Annotated in this window: 12 protein-coding genes and 3 pseudogenes; 6 read left to right on the top strand and 9 right to left on the bottom strand. The window is 69.5% G+C overall.

Translation table 11 applies throughout. From position 1 onward, the window contains the following. Nucleotides 1-77: 77 nt before the first annotated feature. From ABZO29_RS44065 to tnpA, 4 genes and pseudogenes are all read right to left on the bottom strand, one after another. Nucleotides 78-542 (bottom strand): annotated as a pseudogene (locus tag ABZO29_RS44065) (IS6 family transposase); the annotation flags it as partial. A gap of 426 nt (nt 543-968) precedes the next feature. Then, nucleotides 969-1,481 carry a hypothetical protein gene (locus tag ABZO29_RS44070; RefSeq protein ID WP_367325819.1) on the bottom strand — a complete coding sequence of 171 codons (513 nt, stop codon included), beginning with the start codon at nt 1,479-1,481 and terminating at the stop codon, nt 969-971. 317 nt (nt 1,482-1,798) lie between these two features. Continuing rightward, on the bottom strand, nt 1,799-2,593 hold the full coding sequence (locus ABZO29_RS44075) for a tetratricopeptide repeat protein (RefSeq protein ID WP_367325820.1): 795 nt from the start codon (nt 2,591-2,593) through the stop codon (nt 1,799-1,801). A 341-nt stretch (nt 2,594-2,934) separates the two neighbouring features. Continuing rightward, nucleotides 2,935-3,280 (bottom strand): annotated as a pseudogene (gene tnpA / locus ABZO29_RS44080) (IS200/IS605 family transposase); the annotation flags it as partial. A 28-nt stretch (nt 3,281-3,308) separates the two neighbouring features. On the opposite strand from tnpA, the gene ABZO29_RS44085 reads away from it, so the two are divergent. Both ABZO29_RS44085 and ABZO29_RS44090 read left to right on the top strand, forming a co-directional pair. Then, nucleotides 3,309-4,556, top strand: a complete 1,248-nt coding sequence (locus ABZO29_RS44085; RefSeq protein ID WP_367325821.1) for an RNA-guided endonuclease InsQ/TnpB family protein — start codon at nt 3,309-3,311, stop codon at nt 4,554-4,556. A gap of 194 nt (nt 4,557-4,750) precedes the next feature. Further along, nucleotides 4,751-4,981: a hypothetical protein gene (locus ABZO29_RS44090; RefSeq protein WP_367325822.1), complete on the top strand. Its 231-nt coding sequence runs from the start codon at nt 4,751-4,753 to the stop codon at nt 4,979-4,981. A gap of 5 nt (nt 4,982-4,986) precedes the next feature. On the opposite strand, the gene ABZO29_RS44095 is transcribed toward ABZO29_RS44090, so the two are convergent. Further along, nucleotides 4,987-5,535, bottom strand: a complete 549-nt coding sequence (locus ABZO29_RS44095; protein ID WP_367325823.1) for a GIY-YIG nuclease family protein — start codon at nt 5,533-5,535, stop codon at nt 4,987-4,989. A gap of 1,015 nt (nt 5,536-6,550) precedes the next feature. Between ABZO29_RS44095 and ABZO29_RS44100 the strand changes: the two genes are divergently transcribed. After that, nucleotides 6,551-7,786, top strand: coding sequence for an alpha/beta fold hydrolase (locus ABZO29_RS44100; protein ID WP_367325824.1), 1,236 nt, complete (start codon nt 6,551-6,553; stop codon nt 7,784-7,786). Nucleotides 7,787-8,381: 595 nt separating this feature from the next. Then, a complete protein-coding gene (locus tag ABZO29_RS44105) occupies nt 8,382-8,846 on the top strand; it encodes a hypothetical protein (RefSeq protein WP_367325825.1) in 465 nt (154 codons plus the stop codon). Between the two features lie 390 nt (nt 8,847-9,236). Here the strand turns inward: ABZO29_RS44105 and ABZO29_RS44110 are convergent, their stop codons facing one another. From ABZO29_RS44110 to ABZO29_RS44120, 3 genes are all read right to left on the bottom strand, one after another. Continuing rightward, nucleotides 9,237-10,451, bottom strand: a complete 1,215-nt coding sequence (locus ABZO29_RS44110; protein ID WP_367325826.1) for an alpha/beta fold hydrolase — start codon at nt 10,449-10,451, stop codon at nt 9,237-9,239. A 90-nt stretch (nt 10,452-10,541) separates the two neighbouring features. Next, nucleotides 10,542-12,122 carry an AMP-binding protein gene (locus ABZO29_RS44115; protein WP_367325827.1) on the bottom strand — a complete coding sequence of 527 codons (1,581 nt, stop codon included), beginning with the start codon at nt 12,120-12,122 and terminating at the stop codon, nt 10,542-10,544. 89 nt (nt 12,123-12,211) lie between these two features. After that, entirely contained in the window at nt 12,212-13,534 is a 1,323-nt protein-coding gene (locus ABZO29_RS44120) for a hypothetical protein (RefSeq protein ID WP_367325828.1), read from the bottom strand. Between the two features lie 333 nt (nt 13,535-13,867). Here ABZO29_RS44120 and ABZO29_RS44125 point away from each other — a divergent pair. Then, a pseudogene (locus ABZO29_RS44125) lies at nt 13,868-14,158 on the top strand (hypothetical protein); the annotation flags it as partial. On the opposite strand, the gene ABZO29_RS44130 reads toward ABZO29_RS44125, so the two are convergent. Next, nucleotides 14,110-15,090, bottom strand: a complete 981-nt coding sequence (locus tag ABZO29_RS44130) for a winged helix-turn-helix domain-containing protein (protein ID WP_367325829.1) — start codon at nt 15,088-15,090, stop codon at nt 14,110-14,112. The pseudogene ABZO29_RS44125 and the gene ABZO29_RS44130 overlap by 49 nt on opposite strands. An 89-nt stretch (nt 15,091-15,179) precedes the next feature. Here ABZO29_RS44130 and ABZO29_RS44135 point away from each other — a divergent pair, with 89 nt between their 5' ends. Continuing rightward, nucleotides 15,180-16,496: an MFS transporter gene (locus ABZO29_RS44135; RefSeq protein ID WP_367325830.1), complete on the top strand. Its 1,317-nt coding sequence runs from the start codon at nt 15,180-15,182 to the stop codon at nt 16,494-16,496. Nucleotides 16,497-16,590 lie beyond the last annotated feature (94 nt).

Genomic DNA, 16,590 nt, shown 5'->3' on the forward strand with positions numbered 1-16,590 from the left:
GGCCGCCGAGACCGCGCATCCGTACGGCCGTCGTCGTACGCCGCGGCGCTCGCCGAAGGGTCGGGCCGTAGGAGGCACTTGTCGGTCACCAGCACCCTCGGTACCCGGTGCTGCTTCTTCATGAGCTTGGCCATGAACCGCTTCGCGGCTTTCGCGTCCCGCCTGGACTGCACGAGAATGTCCAGCACGTTGCCGTCCTGGTCCACCGCCCGCCACAGGTACTGCCGCACCCCGCTGACCTTGATGAACACCTCGTCCGGGTGCCACTTGTCACCAGCCTGCGGCCGACGACGGCGCAGGCCGGCCGCGTACTGGGGCCCGAACTTCTCGCACCAAGCCCGGATCGTCTCTTAGGAGACGGTGATCCTCCGGGCGAGCAGCAGTTCCTCGACCTCGCGGAAGGACAGCGGGAAGCGGTGGTACAGCCACACCGCGTGGTCGATGACCTCCGCCGGGAACCGGAACCCCTTGTACGACACCGCCGCCCCGGCAGCCTCCACGCCCAGCCCCCCTCCCAGGGGATCAACAAACCCGACGATCATCCCAACCCCAAGACCGCCAGCTCAAGTTGACAATGCCACACCAGCTATTCCCAGGCGACGGAACCGTCACGGGCCGTAGGCTCACGGACCAGAGCCGGTGCGTGATCCGGACGCGTGCACAACGCTCGGGAGACGAGAGGGAACCGGCCGGCCAGTTCGTTCTCACAGAGTCAAACAGGCAGTAGCCGCAATTGCTCCGGGCGATGAGCGCGGCCCCAGTTAGCTGGCCCCGACGCCGGTCGTGGCGACGACGATGCCGGGTCCGATGTACTGCCAACTCGATCTACGGCGGAGCCGATGCCGGATGGTGCGTCGGCGTCCACGGGCTTGGCCGTGGTGTCCGCCATGAAGGTCAAGAACGCGCCAAGCGTTCGGCGGGACAAGAGGGCATGTCCGATCTCCACTCGATGTGTGCCGAGAATCGGCCTACATCGTCTGGGCGGGGTCGGCCGGTGGCGGAGTCGCTTGCGCCAGGAGGCCCGGTGCCGGAGCTGGCTGAGGGAAGATGCTCGGCGGTGGGAGCGCCTGGCCGGGGATACCTGGCTGAGCACCCTGAGCGGCGGACACGGCGCTGATGCCCCGGTGGGAGGCACGCGCGACCCCTTCTTCCAGCCGCCTCCCCGGTGCACGTGACAGGGCGAAGATGACGGCGAGCGAGACGGACGGTGCTCCTATCGCGAAGCCCGCGACGATGGGTTCGCCCGCGTCCAGCGCGTACTTGGCGAAGAGCACCATGAGCCCGACCGAACCGAGGGCGAGGAACTGGCCGAGGATCTTCGTGCCGGCGCGCAACGTCTCCATCCGGCGTCGGTGCCGTTCCTCCGCGAGCGACTCCCGGAAGATCTCCGCTGCCAACCCGGGCTTGAGAGCCTCCCACTCCTGAGCGGCCTTGGGCGGAGGGAGCATGTCGTTCCAGCGGTTGGCCGATTGACGGGCCACTATCTCTCCTCCTCCCCACTGTTCTCCGGCCTGCTCAGCGATGCGCCGGGCGGCGGCGCCGCGGACGACGTGCTTTGTGCCTCCCGCCGCCTGATGGCTTCGATGCCGCGACGCAGGTTGGTCAACCGTCCCCGCACGTCCGCGGGGGCCCGGCGCAAGGGCTCCTGTTCGCCGTACGCGTTCAGGAGTGGGTGCCGCACTTCGCCTGGAGGGCCCGAACCAGCAATCGGATTCGCGCGCGGCACCCTGCGGGGAAGGCCGGACGGCGTCATGTCCTCCGCTGAGGAGGCTGGAGGCCGGTCCGGCACGGCGAAGGATTATTCGTCGGGCGCATCCGAGAACCAGGTGGAGGAGCCCACGAGAATCGGCTCCCGAACACGCGGGGGTCCCTCCGGCTCCGGATCCGCGTCCAGACCGTCCAACTGTCGCAACTGGGTCTCCAGAAATGCCTTCATCCGCGCCCGATACTCGCGTTCGAGGGCGCGAAGGTTCTCGACAGAGCGCTCGAGGGCGCTGCGTTCGGCCTCCAGGAGGCGCACGTCCGAGGCATCCGGCTGTTGATTCCGGCCACCGGGTTCCAGAAACGCCGCAGCTGCTTCCCGAGGCGGTGCGGCGGACGTCCCATCCCCCGCACGGCCTTCTGGTGCCACGGTCTCCGCCTCGGCCTCGGGTGTCGCGGTCCGCGGCCGTGCCGCGGCCTCCGCACCCCGCCGGTATGCGGCGGGAGTCCCCGGGGGTCCGAGTGCGTTCATCACCTCATTCAGACGCTCCTGCGTCAGGCCCGGGCGAAGGAGCGTATCGGCTTCCTCGGCCCTGCCGCGGGACCGCAGCAGCCACGCGAGCCCGGTGAGGGGGCGAAGGGCGACCGGGCGGTCCGCCGTCATGGCCAGCGCCCGCCGGAACGTCGTTTCCGCCTCGGCCGGGCGGCCGGCGGCGGCGAGCGCGTCGGCGAGTTCCGTCAGGGCGTCGGGATCGGCGGGCGCCGTTTCGTGCGCCTGCTCGAACAGACGGACCGCCAAGGCATGGCTGCCCTGGGCCGCGTACTCGCGTGCCAGCTTCCGCAGGTTGTCGGCGCGACCGCCGAAGCCCCGGGGCAGGTGCTGTTCCGCCACCCTGTCCGGCGGTGGCCCGAGGGCCTCGTACTTCGCCCGGACACGCGCCAGAACTCCCGAGCCTGGCGGTTCCCCGCCGAGGGGTCGGTCGTATTCGCCCGCGAGCCCGGGAGCCAGCACACTCAGCGCACCGGATAGAAGCGCCTGCCACTCCAAGGTCTCACCCCCACCCGATGCGTGAGCACAGTGTCCACCAACGGGTTCATCGCCGAACAGGTCGCGAAGGAAACGGAGTTGTCCTGTTTATCGACCGTGCCAACGGCCTGGTGACCTCCGGGATCGGTGGGCGGAACCAGGGGTTCGTGGACCCTGCGCTTGCCGAATACCTCCTCCATGCTGCATAAATACGAGGGCGACCACAGGTGCCCGTGCATGATGGCGCGGTTGATCCGGCCGGTGAACTCCTGCCGTATCCGGCGGGCGGATACACCCTTGAGGCTGCCCACCAGCTTGGAGACGGGCGACCTTGGGCGGGTAGTGCACCAGGAGGTGGACGTGATCGCGTTCGCCGCTGAACTCCTTCAGCTCCGCTTCGAAGTCCTCGCAGACCTTGCGCATGATCTCTTCGCAGCGCGTCAGCATCTCGTCGTTGAACACCCCGCGCCGGTACTTCGTCCAGAAGACCAAGTGCACATGCATCGCCGAAACAACATGTCTTCCACGCCTGTAATCGTCCTGCCCATCCATGAGACCAATCGTTAGTAGGATCTTGGGTGTGCAGCTCCGCTACAACTACCGGGCCTACCCGGACGCCTCCCAGCGCCGTGCGCTGGCCCATGCGTTCGGCTGTGCCCGCGTGGTGTGGAACGACTGCCTGCGCGACCGCAAAGAAGCACACGCGGCGGGGCTGCCGTACGTGACGTCGGCCGAGCTGTCCCGGCTTCGCATCACCCAGGCCAAGCGCACCGAGGAACGCGCCTGGCTCGCCGACGTGTCAGCGGTCGTCCTGCAACAGTCCCTGCGGGACCTCGACACCGTCTACAGAAACTTCTTCGACAGCCTCACGGGCAAGCGGCAGGGCCGCAAGGTCGGCCCTCCCCGCTACAAGTCGAAGAAGGACACCCGGCAGTCGATCCGCCTCAACACCAACGCCTTCTGCCTGAAGGACGACGGCACGGTGTACGTGGCCAAGGTCGGCGACCTCAAGGTCACGTGGTCCCGCCGGCTTCCGGCCGCACCCACGTCCCTGACCATCACCAAGGACAGCTGCGGCCGGTACTTCCTCAGCTTCGTCGTGCACACCGAGCCGGACACCCTCCCAGAGGTGGAAGCGCAGTCCGGTATCGACCTCGGCCTGTCCGCCTTCGCCGTCCTCTCCGACGGCAGCAAGATCGACAGCCCGCGCTTCGTGCGCCGGGCGGAGAAGAAACTCAAGCGCCTTCAGCGGGAGCTGTCCCGCAAGGCCAAGGGATCGAAGAACCGGGCCAAGGCCCGCATCAAGGTCGCACGCCAGCACGCCAAGGTGGCCGACCGGCGCCGGGACTTCCACCACAAGGCATCCACACAGATCATTCGCGACAACCAAGCGGTGTACGTGGAGGACCTCGCGGTGTCCGGCCTCGGCCGTACCCGGCTCGCCAAGTCCGTGCACGACGCGGGATGGTCCGCGTTCGTCGGCATGCTGGAGTACAAGGCGGCTCTGCACGGCCGCACCTTCGCCAAGGTGGACCGCGCTTTCCCGTCCTCGCAGGTCTGCTCGGCCTGCGGATTCCGGGACGGCCCCAAGCCCCTGCACGTCCGCGAGTGGACGTGCGGCGAATGCGGCACCGTGCACGACCGCGACCACAACGCAGCCCGCAACGTCCTCTTCGAAGGACGCCGAAAAGTCGCCGCCGGACGGGCGGAGACGCCAAACGCCTCGTGGAGCGCCGGTAAGACCAGGGCGAAAGTCCCGGCACAGCGCGGTGAAGCAGGAAGCCCCCGGAAGGGTCAGCCGACCCAGGCCGGAATCCCTGGACCTTAGGCCAGGGAGCACGTCAATTCGAGTCCCCGCACGCGGCCCGGGCATGCGGCTGCGGCTGCGGCGCGCCGGTCACCGTCGGCTGGTTCCTGCCCGGGCACGACCAGAAGGCCCTGCATGACCGCGTCGCCAAGATCGGCACGGTCCGCGAGTTCATCGACTGGTTCGACCGCGTCTATGCCGAAGGGGACCGGTTCATGGCGTCCAGGATCGTCTCCGTCGTCCCGCACGCGAACGCCAAGGACGCGTGCAGCGCGCACGGTGCCGCCGCGCAGTGCACGCCCCTCGTCGCCGATGTGGTGCTGAGCGATGCGGGCAGCGAGCACGTGGAGTGGGCCGTCTGTGCCCGCTGGCTTCGGGAGAACCCCGACGCGACCGCCTGGTTGGAAGGCCATCCGGACGACGCGGCACTGCTGAGCGCTTCCTGATCCCGCTATTTGTCCGGGCGGGGCCCGGCGCCGGCGTAGTAGCGGGCCCGGGCCTGCTTGACGTGGTCCAGGGCGACGCCGTGATCGGCTCCGTCGACGTTCAGCGGCGGGCGCATCCGGGCGATCAGCGCCTTCTCCAGCGGGCCGGGGGCGGGATGCTCGCTCCAGGTGAGGGCGAGGTGACGGTGCATCCAGCCAGTGAGGCGCTGCTCGTCCTCGGCGACCAGGACGACGCGGTCGGTCCATGTGGTGCGGTAGCCCTCGGCGGGCATCAGGAGTCCGGCGAGGGTGCGGCGCAGGGTGGACCTGCCGGAGTCCCTGAGGTGGTAGGAGGCGATACGGGAGCGCAGTCGCTGGGCCTTGCCCAGGTAGAGAAGCCTCTGTGTATGGTCGCCGGAATTTGTGGGGCCGTCGAAGGTGGGCAGTATCTCGGGTGGGGCCCACCAGGCGTACAGGCCCGCGGTGTTGGGCAGGTCGGCGACCGCGCCTTCCAGTGTGCGGGGCGTGGCGAGAAGGTCGGCTTCGGCCTGTCGGGCGATGCTGTCGTCGAGCATGTCCGCAGCCTAGGGTGGACCGAGCGACGCCGTCCGGCCTTCAGACGCTTGGGGTGTGCTCGGAGAGGTTGCGGCGGGTCCGGCGTTCCACGAGCACGGGCACGTAGCTGCGCATGGGCACGGTTTCCAGTGTCCGCGGGGGCCGCGGCAACGGCGGCCTCGACGGCATCAGGTGTGTGGCGCACGCCGTGCGAGACCGTGATGTGCTCGGTGAGGTGTCGGCTGGATGTATGAGGCCCGGCCGTGGGCCGGGCAAGACGCTCCCGGACATCGAAGTGTCCGGCGACCGTGGCCCTGCCGACCGCCGGGCCTCCGTGGTGACGCTGACCAGTGCCGGACAGTCGCAACTGGACGTCTGGACCGCCGCCCACGAACGCCGCCTGGACACCGCGCTCGCGGCCATTGATGGCGGTGCCCGGACGGTCATCGGAGCGCGCTGCCTGCGCTCTTCCAACTCGCCGAGCGCCTGGGGGAGTCGGGTGAGGAGGACCGGGCGTCGAGTTGACCTACGGGGTCGGGCCGTCGTGCAGGATCGCCGTCCGGCGAGTCCGTCCTGATCGTCGGGCGTGAGAGGGAGTCCGCCGCCTGTGGGATGCGCTCTATGAGCACCAGGACGGCTTCGTCTCGCCTGGTATGCCCACGAGCACGTCCGGGGGAGCCGTCGTCTTTGTGGCCGCCCAGGCAGACAGCGGTTCACCCATGGCTTCCTCGGCCTCTGCCGTCCATGGGATCACGACCGATGTCCTGTAGGACGGCTCCCGACTGTCGGCGGAGACGGCCCGCCGGACCGTGCAGGTGCTCAAGTGTCCGCGAGTGCATGCCCGCCGTGCCGGACGGCCTTGATGGGGCGCGTCGCGGGATCCCGGTTTCCGTTCGGGCACGGCTCCGCCTTCCCGGTCACCTCAATCGGCATCCTGCCGGCGACGCGGGCCGTGTGTCTGTGGCCGGCTGTATGCCGACGTGCCTGTCACTCGTTCATGTGTACGCAGGTAGGCGGGAGTTGTACGCTGCAAAGGTGGAGGGGGACAAGTATCACTTCGGTGAGTACGAGCTGGACATGGCTCGGCACCAGCTCCGGCGGGCCGGCGAACCGGTTCACGTCGAGCCCCGGGCCCTGGACCTGCTGCGACATCTGGTCGAGCACCGTGACCGCGTGGTGCCGAAGAATGAGCTGCTCGACGAGGTGTGGGGGGACCGCTTCGTCAGCGAGGCCGCGCTCACCACGGCGCTGCGGACCGCGCGGCTGGCCGTGGATGACACCGGCAGCCGGCAGCAGGTGATCCGAACGGTGCACCGACGGGGTTATCAGTTCGTGGCTGCGGTGACGGTCGTCGGGGCGGGGGCGCCGCCAGTCGACCCCGGCACAGAGGCCGGTGTGCAGTCGGCAGCGGTCGGTGGGCCGCTCGGCGCCGATCGTCAGACCATCCGGTTCTGCCGGGCAGGTGATGGCACGCGCATCGCCTATGCAGCCGTCGGCTCGGGCCCGCCCCTGCTCAAGGCCGCCAAGTGGATGTCCCATCTCGACCTGGAGTGGACGACTCCGGTGTGGTCGCACTGGCTGAGAGGGCTCGCCCGCAACCGCCGGCTGATCCGCTACGACGAGCGCGGGTGCGGCCTCTCCGACTGGGCGGTGCCCGGCTTCACGTTCGACGACTGGGTCGACGACCTGGAGACTGTCGTCGAGGCAGTGGGACTCGACAGGTTCCCTTTGCTCGGGGTGTCACAGGGCGGCGCGGTGGCGGTCGCTTATGCCGTACGCCATCCGGAGAGGGTGAGCCGGCTGATCCTCGCCGGAGCCTATGCCCGAGGACGGCAGGTCCGGGCCCGAAGCGAGACCGAGGGGGCCGAGGCGGCCCTCGACCTGGATGTGGCCCGGGTGGGGTGGATTCACCAGGACCCCAGATTCCTGCGCCACTTCGCCTCCCAGTTCCTCGCCGACGCCACTCCCGCGGAGTGGGACGCGTTCGCCGCCTACCAGCGGCAGACGACTTCGCCCGCCAACGGCCTGCGCTTCCTGGAGGAGTTCACCCGCATCGACGTCTCGGGCATCGCTCACGACGTGACCTGCCCCACGCTGATCCTCCACTCCCGCGACGACGCGCGAGTCCCCGTCGCACAGGCCCTGGAACTGGCCACGCTCATCCCCGACAGCCGACTGGTCCTCCTCGACAGCCGCAGTCACCTGCTCACCGCGTTCGAACCGGCCTGGGACGAGTTCCTGTCGCACATCGACGCCTTCCTGACCGAGTGAGCCGCGTGGCCTCGGCATCCGGCAGCCGAGGCGTCGCCGGGCCGCTGCCCGCACCTGGACGGTCGTGACCGCGTCATCAGCCACTCGGGCTGATGACGTCGGTCCTGGCGACCTGGCGTGTGGGGCGAAGACGCCAGCAGCCGCGATCTTCCCCGATGACGCCTGCGCCCAGATCTCCTTGATGGAGCCGTGCCTGGGCTGTCCCCAGAGCTGTTCGGCCTGATTCCCCGGGTGGGCCCGCGTCGGCCTACGTACGGGCTGCGCGATCTCCGGCCGCTTCCTGCTGCCGGTGCTCAGGGGCGCGGCTCGCAGCGCACAAAGCGAACACCCCGACGGCCTCACCCACCCTGTTGGCGTCCGGTTCGCCGGACGTGGTGCTCACACGCGCCCCATCAACCCGGCTCGCCCACTGAGAGAAGCACCCTCAGTCCGTCCTCAGCCCACCCTCAGACGAGCCTCAGACCTCCACCAAGTCTTGGACCCTCGGCGAACCCGATGCTTGAGCGGTGCCAGGCCAAGGAGCAGTGGTGGGGGCATCTCCCCCCGGCCCGGCACTCACCTCAGACACGGAAAACACACGAGAGAAGGACAGAAGATGCGACTCGACAACACCAGGACGTCCGGCCGGGCCCGGACTCGCCGGGGGCTGGCGCTGCTGATCGCGACGGGGGCTGGGCTGGGCTCCCTGCTGCTGGGAACGCTTCCGGCGCAGGCCAACGACACCACCAAGACGGTGGCGGCGGACGGCCAGTCGATCACGTTCGCCACGAGCGACAGCAGCCGCGGCGTCAGCGGCAGCGTCATCTTCGTGGTCAAGTCGGACGGCAACTGGTCGATCGCGGGAAGCGGGCACAACTCGCACCTGCTCGTCCGCACCTTCCACTGGACCTGCGACCTGACGTGGGACGCGGCGGGGGTCTCGCACTCGACCGGCAAGAAGGCCGTGCCCGGCAAGGAGACCCGCAGCATCAGCTCGGCGGCGTACGACCCCAACGTCCAGGCGGACTTTGCCGACATCGCCGCCCGGGGCAGGGCCGACTGCGACATCGTCATCGGCTAGCCGCACAGACAGGCCGGTACACCGGCCCGGCAAGACCACCGGCGTCCGTGAAGCTGTCCGACGACCTCGCGGACGCCGGATCGGGGATCGACCCCAAGGGTCGTGACCGAATCCGACGTCACCGAGATCCAGCAGTAACGGCCCTCGCCCGTCGCTCGTCTTCTCCCGGTGCTGCCGCGATGACGCCGAACCGGCCGCGGCGGCACCGATGTGTCTGCCCGGACCACCTTCGGGGAGCCTCGCCTGCTTGCCCCGGTGGCAGGGTCGCGGACTGTGCGCGACCGAAGCACCCCCCGGCGTTGCGGACCGGCTCCGCACGCGGTCGCCGACACAGCCGTGCACAGCGCCCCGCGGAGCTCTCCCGTCGCTGCGGGCGTTCCGTCTGCCGGGCTATTCGGAGAGGAAGGTGTAGAGGTGGGTGAGGAAGGTGGGCCAGGCCGGGTCGTCGGCGGTGAACAGGTGGTTGCGGCTGTCGAGGAGGACCAGTCGGCTGTCGGGGATGAGCGTGGCCAGTTCCAGGGCCTGTGCGACGGGGACTCGCGCGTCGTCGCGGGCGTGGATGATCAGCGTGGGGCAGGTCACGTCGTGAGCGATGCCCGAGACGTCGATGCGGGTGAACTCCTCCAGGAAGCGCAGGCCGTTGGCGGGCGAAGTCGTCTGCCGCTGGTAGGCGGCGAACGCGTCCCACTCCGCGGGAGTGGCGTCGGCGAGGAACTGGGAGGCGAAGTGGCGCAGGAAGCTGTTGTCCTGCGAACGCCATCCGGCACGGGCGATGTTGAGGTCGACCTCGGCGGCATCGCGCTCGGCGTCGCTGCCCGCACGGATCTGCTGTCCCCGGGCATAGGCGGAGGTGAGGATCAGATGGCTGACCCGCTCGGGGCGAAGAGCGGCGTAGGCGACTGCCACCGCGCTGCCCTGTGACACCCCGAGCAGGGGAAAGCGGTCGAGGCCGACTGCGTCGGCCACGGCATCGAGGTCGGCGACCAGGTCGTCGAGCGTGAAGCTGCCCATGTCCCATGAGGAGAGGCCGCAGCCGCGCTCGTCGTAGCGGATGAGCTGCCGGCCGCGGGTGAGACCGTCGAACCAGTGGGCCCACATCGGGTTGGTCCGGTCGAGGTCGAGGTGGGTCAGCCAGTTGGCGGTCTTCACCAGGGGCGGGCCCTCGCCGGTGCGGGCGTAGGCGATGCGGGTGCCGTCGGCGGACCGGCAGAAGCGGATGACCTCGTGGTCCGCCTCCGCCCCTGCCGGGATGCCGGGGGCCGTGGCTGTGGCGACCGGAAGGGGGGAAGCCACCGTCGTCTGCGCGACGCACCGATAGCCGTGCGGGCTTACGGCGCGGATCATCTGCTGTCGTGTGTCGCTGTCACCGATGGCGAGACGGGCCGTGCGCAGCGAGGTGGCGAGTGCGGCCTCGCTGACCGCGTGTCCGTGTCCCATCCTGTCGCGCAGCTCCTTTTCGGGCACGACGCGGCCCCGGTGCTCGACCAGGTGGCACAGGAGTTCCAGAGCCTGGGGCTCGACGTCGACCCGCTGTCCGGCATGGCTGAGGCGGCGGCGGTCCGCGTCCAACGCGTACTGCCCGAACCGGTAAACCGCGCTGTCCACACGAAAACTTTACAACCCCCATGCCATCTACGGCAGTTGGGGGCCCGCCCAGGGCACCCCCAGCGCCGGGTCCGCGAGCAAGGGCACCGCTCAGGAGCGCACGGGCTCCCGTTCCCGCAGCCGGCGCCGGAGGATCTTCCCGGAGGCCGCCTTCGGTATCGCCTCGATGAACTCGACCCGGCGGATCCTCTTGTACGGGGCAACCTGGCCCTCGACGTGGGCCATCACCTCGGCGGCGGATATCGGCACCCCCGTCATGGGCACCACGAACGCCTTGGGTATCTCGTTGCCCTCCTCGTCGTCGACGCCGATCACGGCCGCGTCGGCGATGCCGGGATGCTGCACCAGGATGGCTTCGAGCTCGGCCGGCGCCACCTGGTAGCCCTTGTACTTGATGAGCTCCTTGACCCGGTCGACGATGAACCAGTTCCCGTCCTCGTCGACCCGGCCGATGTCACCGGTGTGCAGCCAGCCGTCGGCGTCGACGGTCGCGTCGGTGTCCTCCGGCCGGCCGAAGTAGCCCTTCATCACCTGCGGCCCCCGGATCCACACCTCGCCCGGCTCGCCCGCCGCCACGTCCAGCCCGGTGAAGGGATCGACCAGGCGTGCCTGGGTCGACGGGAGCAGGTGCCCCACGCACGCGACGGGCTCGTCGAGGTTGCCGTCGGCGTGGATGTGCGAGGCGGGGGACAGTTCGGTCATGCCGTACGCCTGCCCGACCTCCACGCCCAGCCGGTCGGCCACCACCGCCTGCAGTCCGGCATCGAGCGGCGCCGCCGCGCAGATGATGCGCCGCAGGTGCGACAGGTCCAGGTTTACGACCGCGGGGTGCTTGGCCAGTGCGAGCATCACCGGCGGGGCGACGTAGGCGTGGGTGATGCGGTCGCGCTCCAGGCTGGTCAGGAACGCCTCGAGATCGAACCGCGCGTGCACGTACACCGTCGCGCCATGGCGGAGCGCGCTGTTGACCAGCGCGGTCAGCCCGAAGATGTGGAAGAAGGGCAGGATCGCGATGACGCGGTCGTGCTCGCCGACCCGGTGCAGGCCGTTCAACTGCTCCAGATTGGTGCACAGGTTGCGGTGGGTCAGCATCACGCCCTTCGGCACGCCCGTCGTACCGCTCGAATACGGCAGTACGGCGACGTCCACGGCGGGATCGAGGTCGAACGCCGGCACGTCGCTGTCGCTCAGCAGCTCCAGCACCGAACGCTGACCGTCCGCCCTGTCGCAGACCAGGATCTCGATGCCCCGGCCGGTCTGTCGCCGGACCAGCTCGACCGCGGCCCGCGCGGTCTCGATCAGCGCCGACACGCTCACCATCAGTCGCGCCTCGGCGTCGATCAGCTGCTTGGCGATCTCGGCGGGTGTGGCCAGCGGCGACAGCGTGGTCACCGTCCCGCCCGCGGTGGTGGTGGCGTAGAGGACCACCGGGAACAGAACCGTGTTCGGCGAGTGCAGCGCGACCACGTCGCCCTTGCCGATGCCCTCGGCCGCAAGGCCCGCCGCGATCCCCCGGACCAGCGCGGCCAGTTCGCCGTAGCTGAGCGTCCGTCCGCCGGCCACGTCCACCAAGGCCGGCCGCGTTGCGCGCCGCGACGCCTCGCCGAGCACCCACTCGTGGAGGGGGCGATCGGTGACGGAGACATCCGGGTACCTGCTCGTGTAGATCATCGAAACTCCGTTTCTCGGTTTGCCGTGCCGGTCACAACAGCAGGGGCACACCGGCCTGTTGGTATGCCCCTGCTGTCGCCAGGGAGGTGCTACTGCGCGATCTCGGCGACGTCGGCCAGGGTCTTGGGGTCGAGGCCCATTTCCTCCGCGGCCTTGACTTCCACGTCGGAGACCTTGCGGACGACGGTCACCTTGGAGCGTGCGGTCTCCGGGAAGGTGCGGCCCACGTAGAAACCGGAGTCGCCGGCGTTCAGCCTCAGGTTCGCGCTGGTGACCAGGGTGCCGTCACGGCGGATCGGGACCAGCTGGTGGGTGTCGGTCCACAGCGCGCCGGCATGGCCGGCGGGCACATCGAACGTCACGCTCACGCTCTTGTTCTCGAACGTGGACACGCCGTAGCGCGTGGTGTAGCCCAGCTCGACGGACGCGCTCACCGAGGTTTCCACGGAGACGCTCGCACCCACGCCGAAGGGCTTGGCCGATGCCTCCACGCCCGCCGTGACGCCGACCGTGATCCCGGCCGTGAGGGCGAACTCCTCACCCCTCTCCTGCGAGACGCCCTCCTCGACCGTCTCGGCGATCTGTCCGCCGCCCGCGCTGCGGAAGTCGACGTGGCGGATGAGGTCGTACTGGCGCTTGCGCTGGATCTTGTAGAAGGGGGAGTTCGCCACCTTCCACGCCTCGGAGCGCGCATCGTCCCTGACCATGAAGTAGGGCACGGTCACGGCCCGGTCGGTGCCGATCGCCTGGGCCGGGGGCGCGTTGTAGGACTCCAGCCGCAGTTCGGGCGCGTAGTCGGCCTTGTCGACGACTGCCGGCAGGTCCAGCACCCAGGTCACAGCCGTCGGCCCGCGCGGGGTGTCGGGGCCGCAGCTGAACGTACCGGTGGGCAGGAACAGGTGCTCCTCGGTGTCGTCGAACGGATACAGCGGGGGCGTGATGGCCCACAGACCCTTCCCGTTGCCGTTCGTCAGGAGGGGAAGGCGGCCGAGCTCCGCGCGGCGTACGTAGGGGCGTCCGTTGTGTTCCTGCTTCACGCACACGATGCCCAGGGCGGAGGCGTCGGGCTTCTCCACCCCCTTGCCGGACATGGACATGTTCGCTACGTCCCCCAGAGCCACGTACCCGGCAGGCGGGACAGGACGCCACACTTCGATCTTGAGCACGCTCAAGCCGGGGAAACGACCCACATGCTGGAAGTCGACGGGCGGCTTGAGTAAGTCCTGGCCGGCAGAGCGGTCCCGGACCACGAGAGCGCCGTACGCGTCCTGCCAACTCGACACGAAGCCGCCCCCGAAGACGCTTCCCAGCGTGCGCCACGCCCCGGTCCGGGAAGCGGTTCCGGCATGGAGCGAGCCGTTCCATTGGGTGGTGTAGCCGACCTCCAGGTCGCCGTAGCGTTGAGTGATCATCTGATAGTCCGCCCGTGGGTCATCGTCGGTGTGTGGGCGGGCCGGTGGCGCCGGCCCTGCGTGAAACGGTCGCAGAGGACCGTCGCATCGCGTGTGTTCCGATGGTCGGGCCTGCCGTCGGGCCACTGCTTGGCGGAACTCTGAGGCTTTTCTGAGGAGAGGCTGAGGGCAGGTGAAGCGGACGAAGGGCGGAAGGGGGATCCAGGTCGCCTTCCCAGACGATCGCGACCTGGTTCCGACCGGCTGGTGCATGGTCCGACGGAGGGTCCGACCGCAGCGATTTGACGTGCTCCCTGGACTTTAGGCCAGGGAGCACGTCAAGACCACAACGTCTACCGCCGCCGCCAGGTCCGTGAGCTGGGCATCCGACCGCTCATGGCCCGGCGCGGCACCGGGCACGGAAGCGGCCTGGGCAAGAACCGCTGGGTCGTCGACGCGGCCTTAGCAGTTCTGCGCTGGTTGCGTCGACTGCGTATCCGCTGGGAAATCCGCGCCGACATCCACCAGGCCTTCCTCACCCTCGGCTGCGCAACCATCTGCTGGCGGCGTCTCAAAAACAGTGCTGATCTGAGCCCTCAGCCCGAACCGGCGACCAGTGCCTCGCCGAGCGGGGTGCGCCGGTAGAGCACCGACCGTCCGGATCGGGCGCGGACGAGCAGCCCCGAGCCTCGCAGGATGGCGAGGTGGTCTCCAACCGCGCCGGGTGCCATGGCGAGGCTTCGGGCGAGGTGGCTGGTACTGGCCGGGGCGTCCAGCGCCAACAGCAGCCGGGCTCGGGCCCGGCCGACCAGAGCGGCCAGCGCGTCCGGTTGGGCGGCGGTCGCCTGTTCGCCCCACAGGGCGGCGGTGCCGCGGGCAGGATAGACCAAGGTCCTGGGCCAGGGGTCGTCCAGATGGGCGGCGATATTCCCGACGAAGACCGAAGGGATCAGCAGTAGCCCGTCGCCGGCGAGACGGACGTTTCCGACTGGGGGGAAGAAGCCGATCTCGATACCGCCGGCGCGCCAGGCGATGCTCGGGTGCAGGCTCTCGATGGTCGTGGCCCATCCGTGTTCGCCGATCACACCCACCCGGTGCACGACATCGCGCTCACAGATCGCGCGCAGTTGCGGCCAGTCCGTGGCGAGCAGCTCGTGCCACGCCTGGTCCATCGCCTCGGCGATCCTGGAGACGGCGTCCGTGGAGTCCAGCACTGCGCGTACGCGGGGATCATGGGCGGACGGGCCGGTCGCGGTGGTGGCGAATTCGTGGCGGGCCGCTTCCAGCGGTGTGGCCCGGATCATGGCCAGATCGTCTGCCCAGGTCTGGTTGATGCCGCGCGGGGGCGGGGCGACGAAGTTCGGTCCGCCTTGCGGGGTTTGCAGGGCGAGGGCGGCGTCCAGTTCGGTCTCGCGGCGAAGCCGTTCAAAGACCGGCAGGAGCCGGGTGGCCCAGGCTCGCGGCAGCGGCCGGTTTTGGCCGGCGAGCGAGCGTAGTAGTAAGCAGAGGTCCATCGCGGGCGACAGTGCGAAGCGGCTGCGCAGCAGGTCCTCGACGGAGACTTCGAAGCGGAGCACCCTGTGATGCTACCGCCGGACGTCTGTTCCGATTCGTCCAGCGACGAATCATTGGTGAGTGGCGTGGGCGCACGGCGAGGCTGGGAGTCATGATCCCAACCGCCGAACCCGCACAGGGCAACCACCGTGCCACCTACCGGGAGGTGCTGGCCGAGCCGCGATTCCGGCTGCTCTTCTCGACCCGCGCCGTCGCGATCACTGCGGGCTCGCTGCGGATCACCACATTCTCGGTGCTGGTCTTCGCGGCCACCGGCTCCGCGCTGTTGAGCGCACTGGCCTTCGGCATCGGCTTTCTCCCGCAGTTGTTCGGCTCGCTGCTGCTGGGCTCACTGGCCGACCAACTGCCGCCCCGCGCGCTCATCGCCGGCGGCTACGCCTTGGAGTGCGCCGCCGCCCTGCTGCTCGCCCTGGTGCGGATGCCGATCGCGGCGAGCCTCGGTGTCGTGGCGCTGGTCGCCCTCGCCACACCGGTGTTCGGCGGCGCGTCGAGTCGGCTGGTCGCGCAGTGGCTAAAGGGCGACGCCTATGTCCTGGGCCGTTCACTGAACAACATCGCCTCCTCCGGCGCGCAATTGTTCGGTCTGGCGCTGGGAGGTGCGGTCGTCGCGGTACTCGGCCCGCACCGGGCGCTCGCGGTGAGCGCCGCCCTCTACCTCGGCTGCGCGCTCGCCATCCGCATCCGGCTACCCCGGCTGGAGCCGGGAGAGTTCGGCGGCACACCCGGCAGCGCTCGGGGCGATGGCGGGGCCGTCCGGGCAAGCCTGCACGGTGCCGCCCTGCTGCTGCGCGGACACACGATACGACGACTGATGCTGGCCCAGTGGCTACCGCCCGCGTTCGTAGCGGGCGCGGAAGGTCTGATCGTCGCCTACGCGGGAGGACGCCACTTCGCGCCCGGCTGGTACGCGGTGCTGATGGGCTGTCTGCCGGTCGGCATGCTTGTCGGTGACCTGCTGGTGGGTCGACTGCTACGGCCACCCACCCGGGAGCGACTGGTAGTCCCGTTGATTGCGCTGACGGGACTACCGCTGGTCGGCTTCGCTGCCGAGCCCGGAGTGGGCGTCTCGTCCTGTCTGCTGCTGCTCTGCGGCTTCGGATTAGCCTACGGTCTCGGCCTGCAACGGCCGTTCCTGGACGCCCTGCCGCAGGATGGCCAGGGCCAGGCCTTCGGTCTGCTCGGCTCCGGCAGCATGACGCTGCAGGGTGTCGGGCCGGTCTGCTTCGGCTCGGTGGCCGCAGGCATCGGAACAGGCGGCGCAATCGCCCTGGCAGGTAGCGCGGCGGTGCTTACCGCCGGCTGGATTCTCACCTGGCACCCCCCCGGCTCCCCGGTCCCCGTCCCGAACTACTCAACGGGATCAGAGAACGGCACCGAGCAGCATGCGTGTAGTTCTCCTGCGCAGTAACCGTCGCAGGTCGGGTCGCCGCGAGCCGTCACGCAGCCCACCCCACCCCCACGTTCTGACAGACAGTCAATCCCGGTAGCTCACTGTGTGAGGA

The sequence above is a fragment of the Streptomyces sp. HUAS ZL42 genome, assembly GCF_040782645.1.
GTDB lineage: Bacteria > Actinomycetota > Actinomycetes > Streptomycetales > Streptomycetaceae > Streptomyces.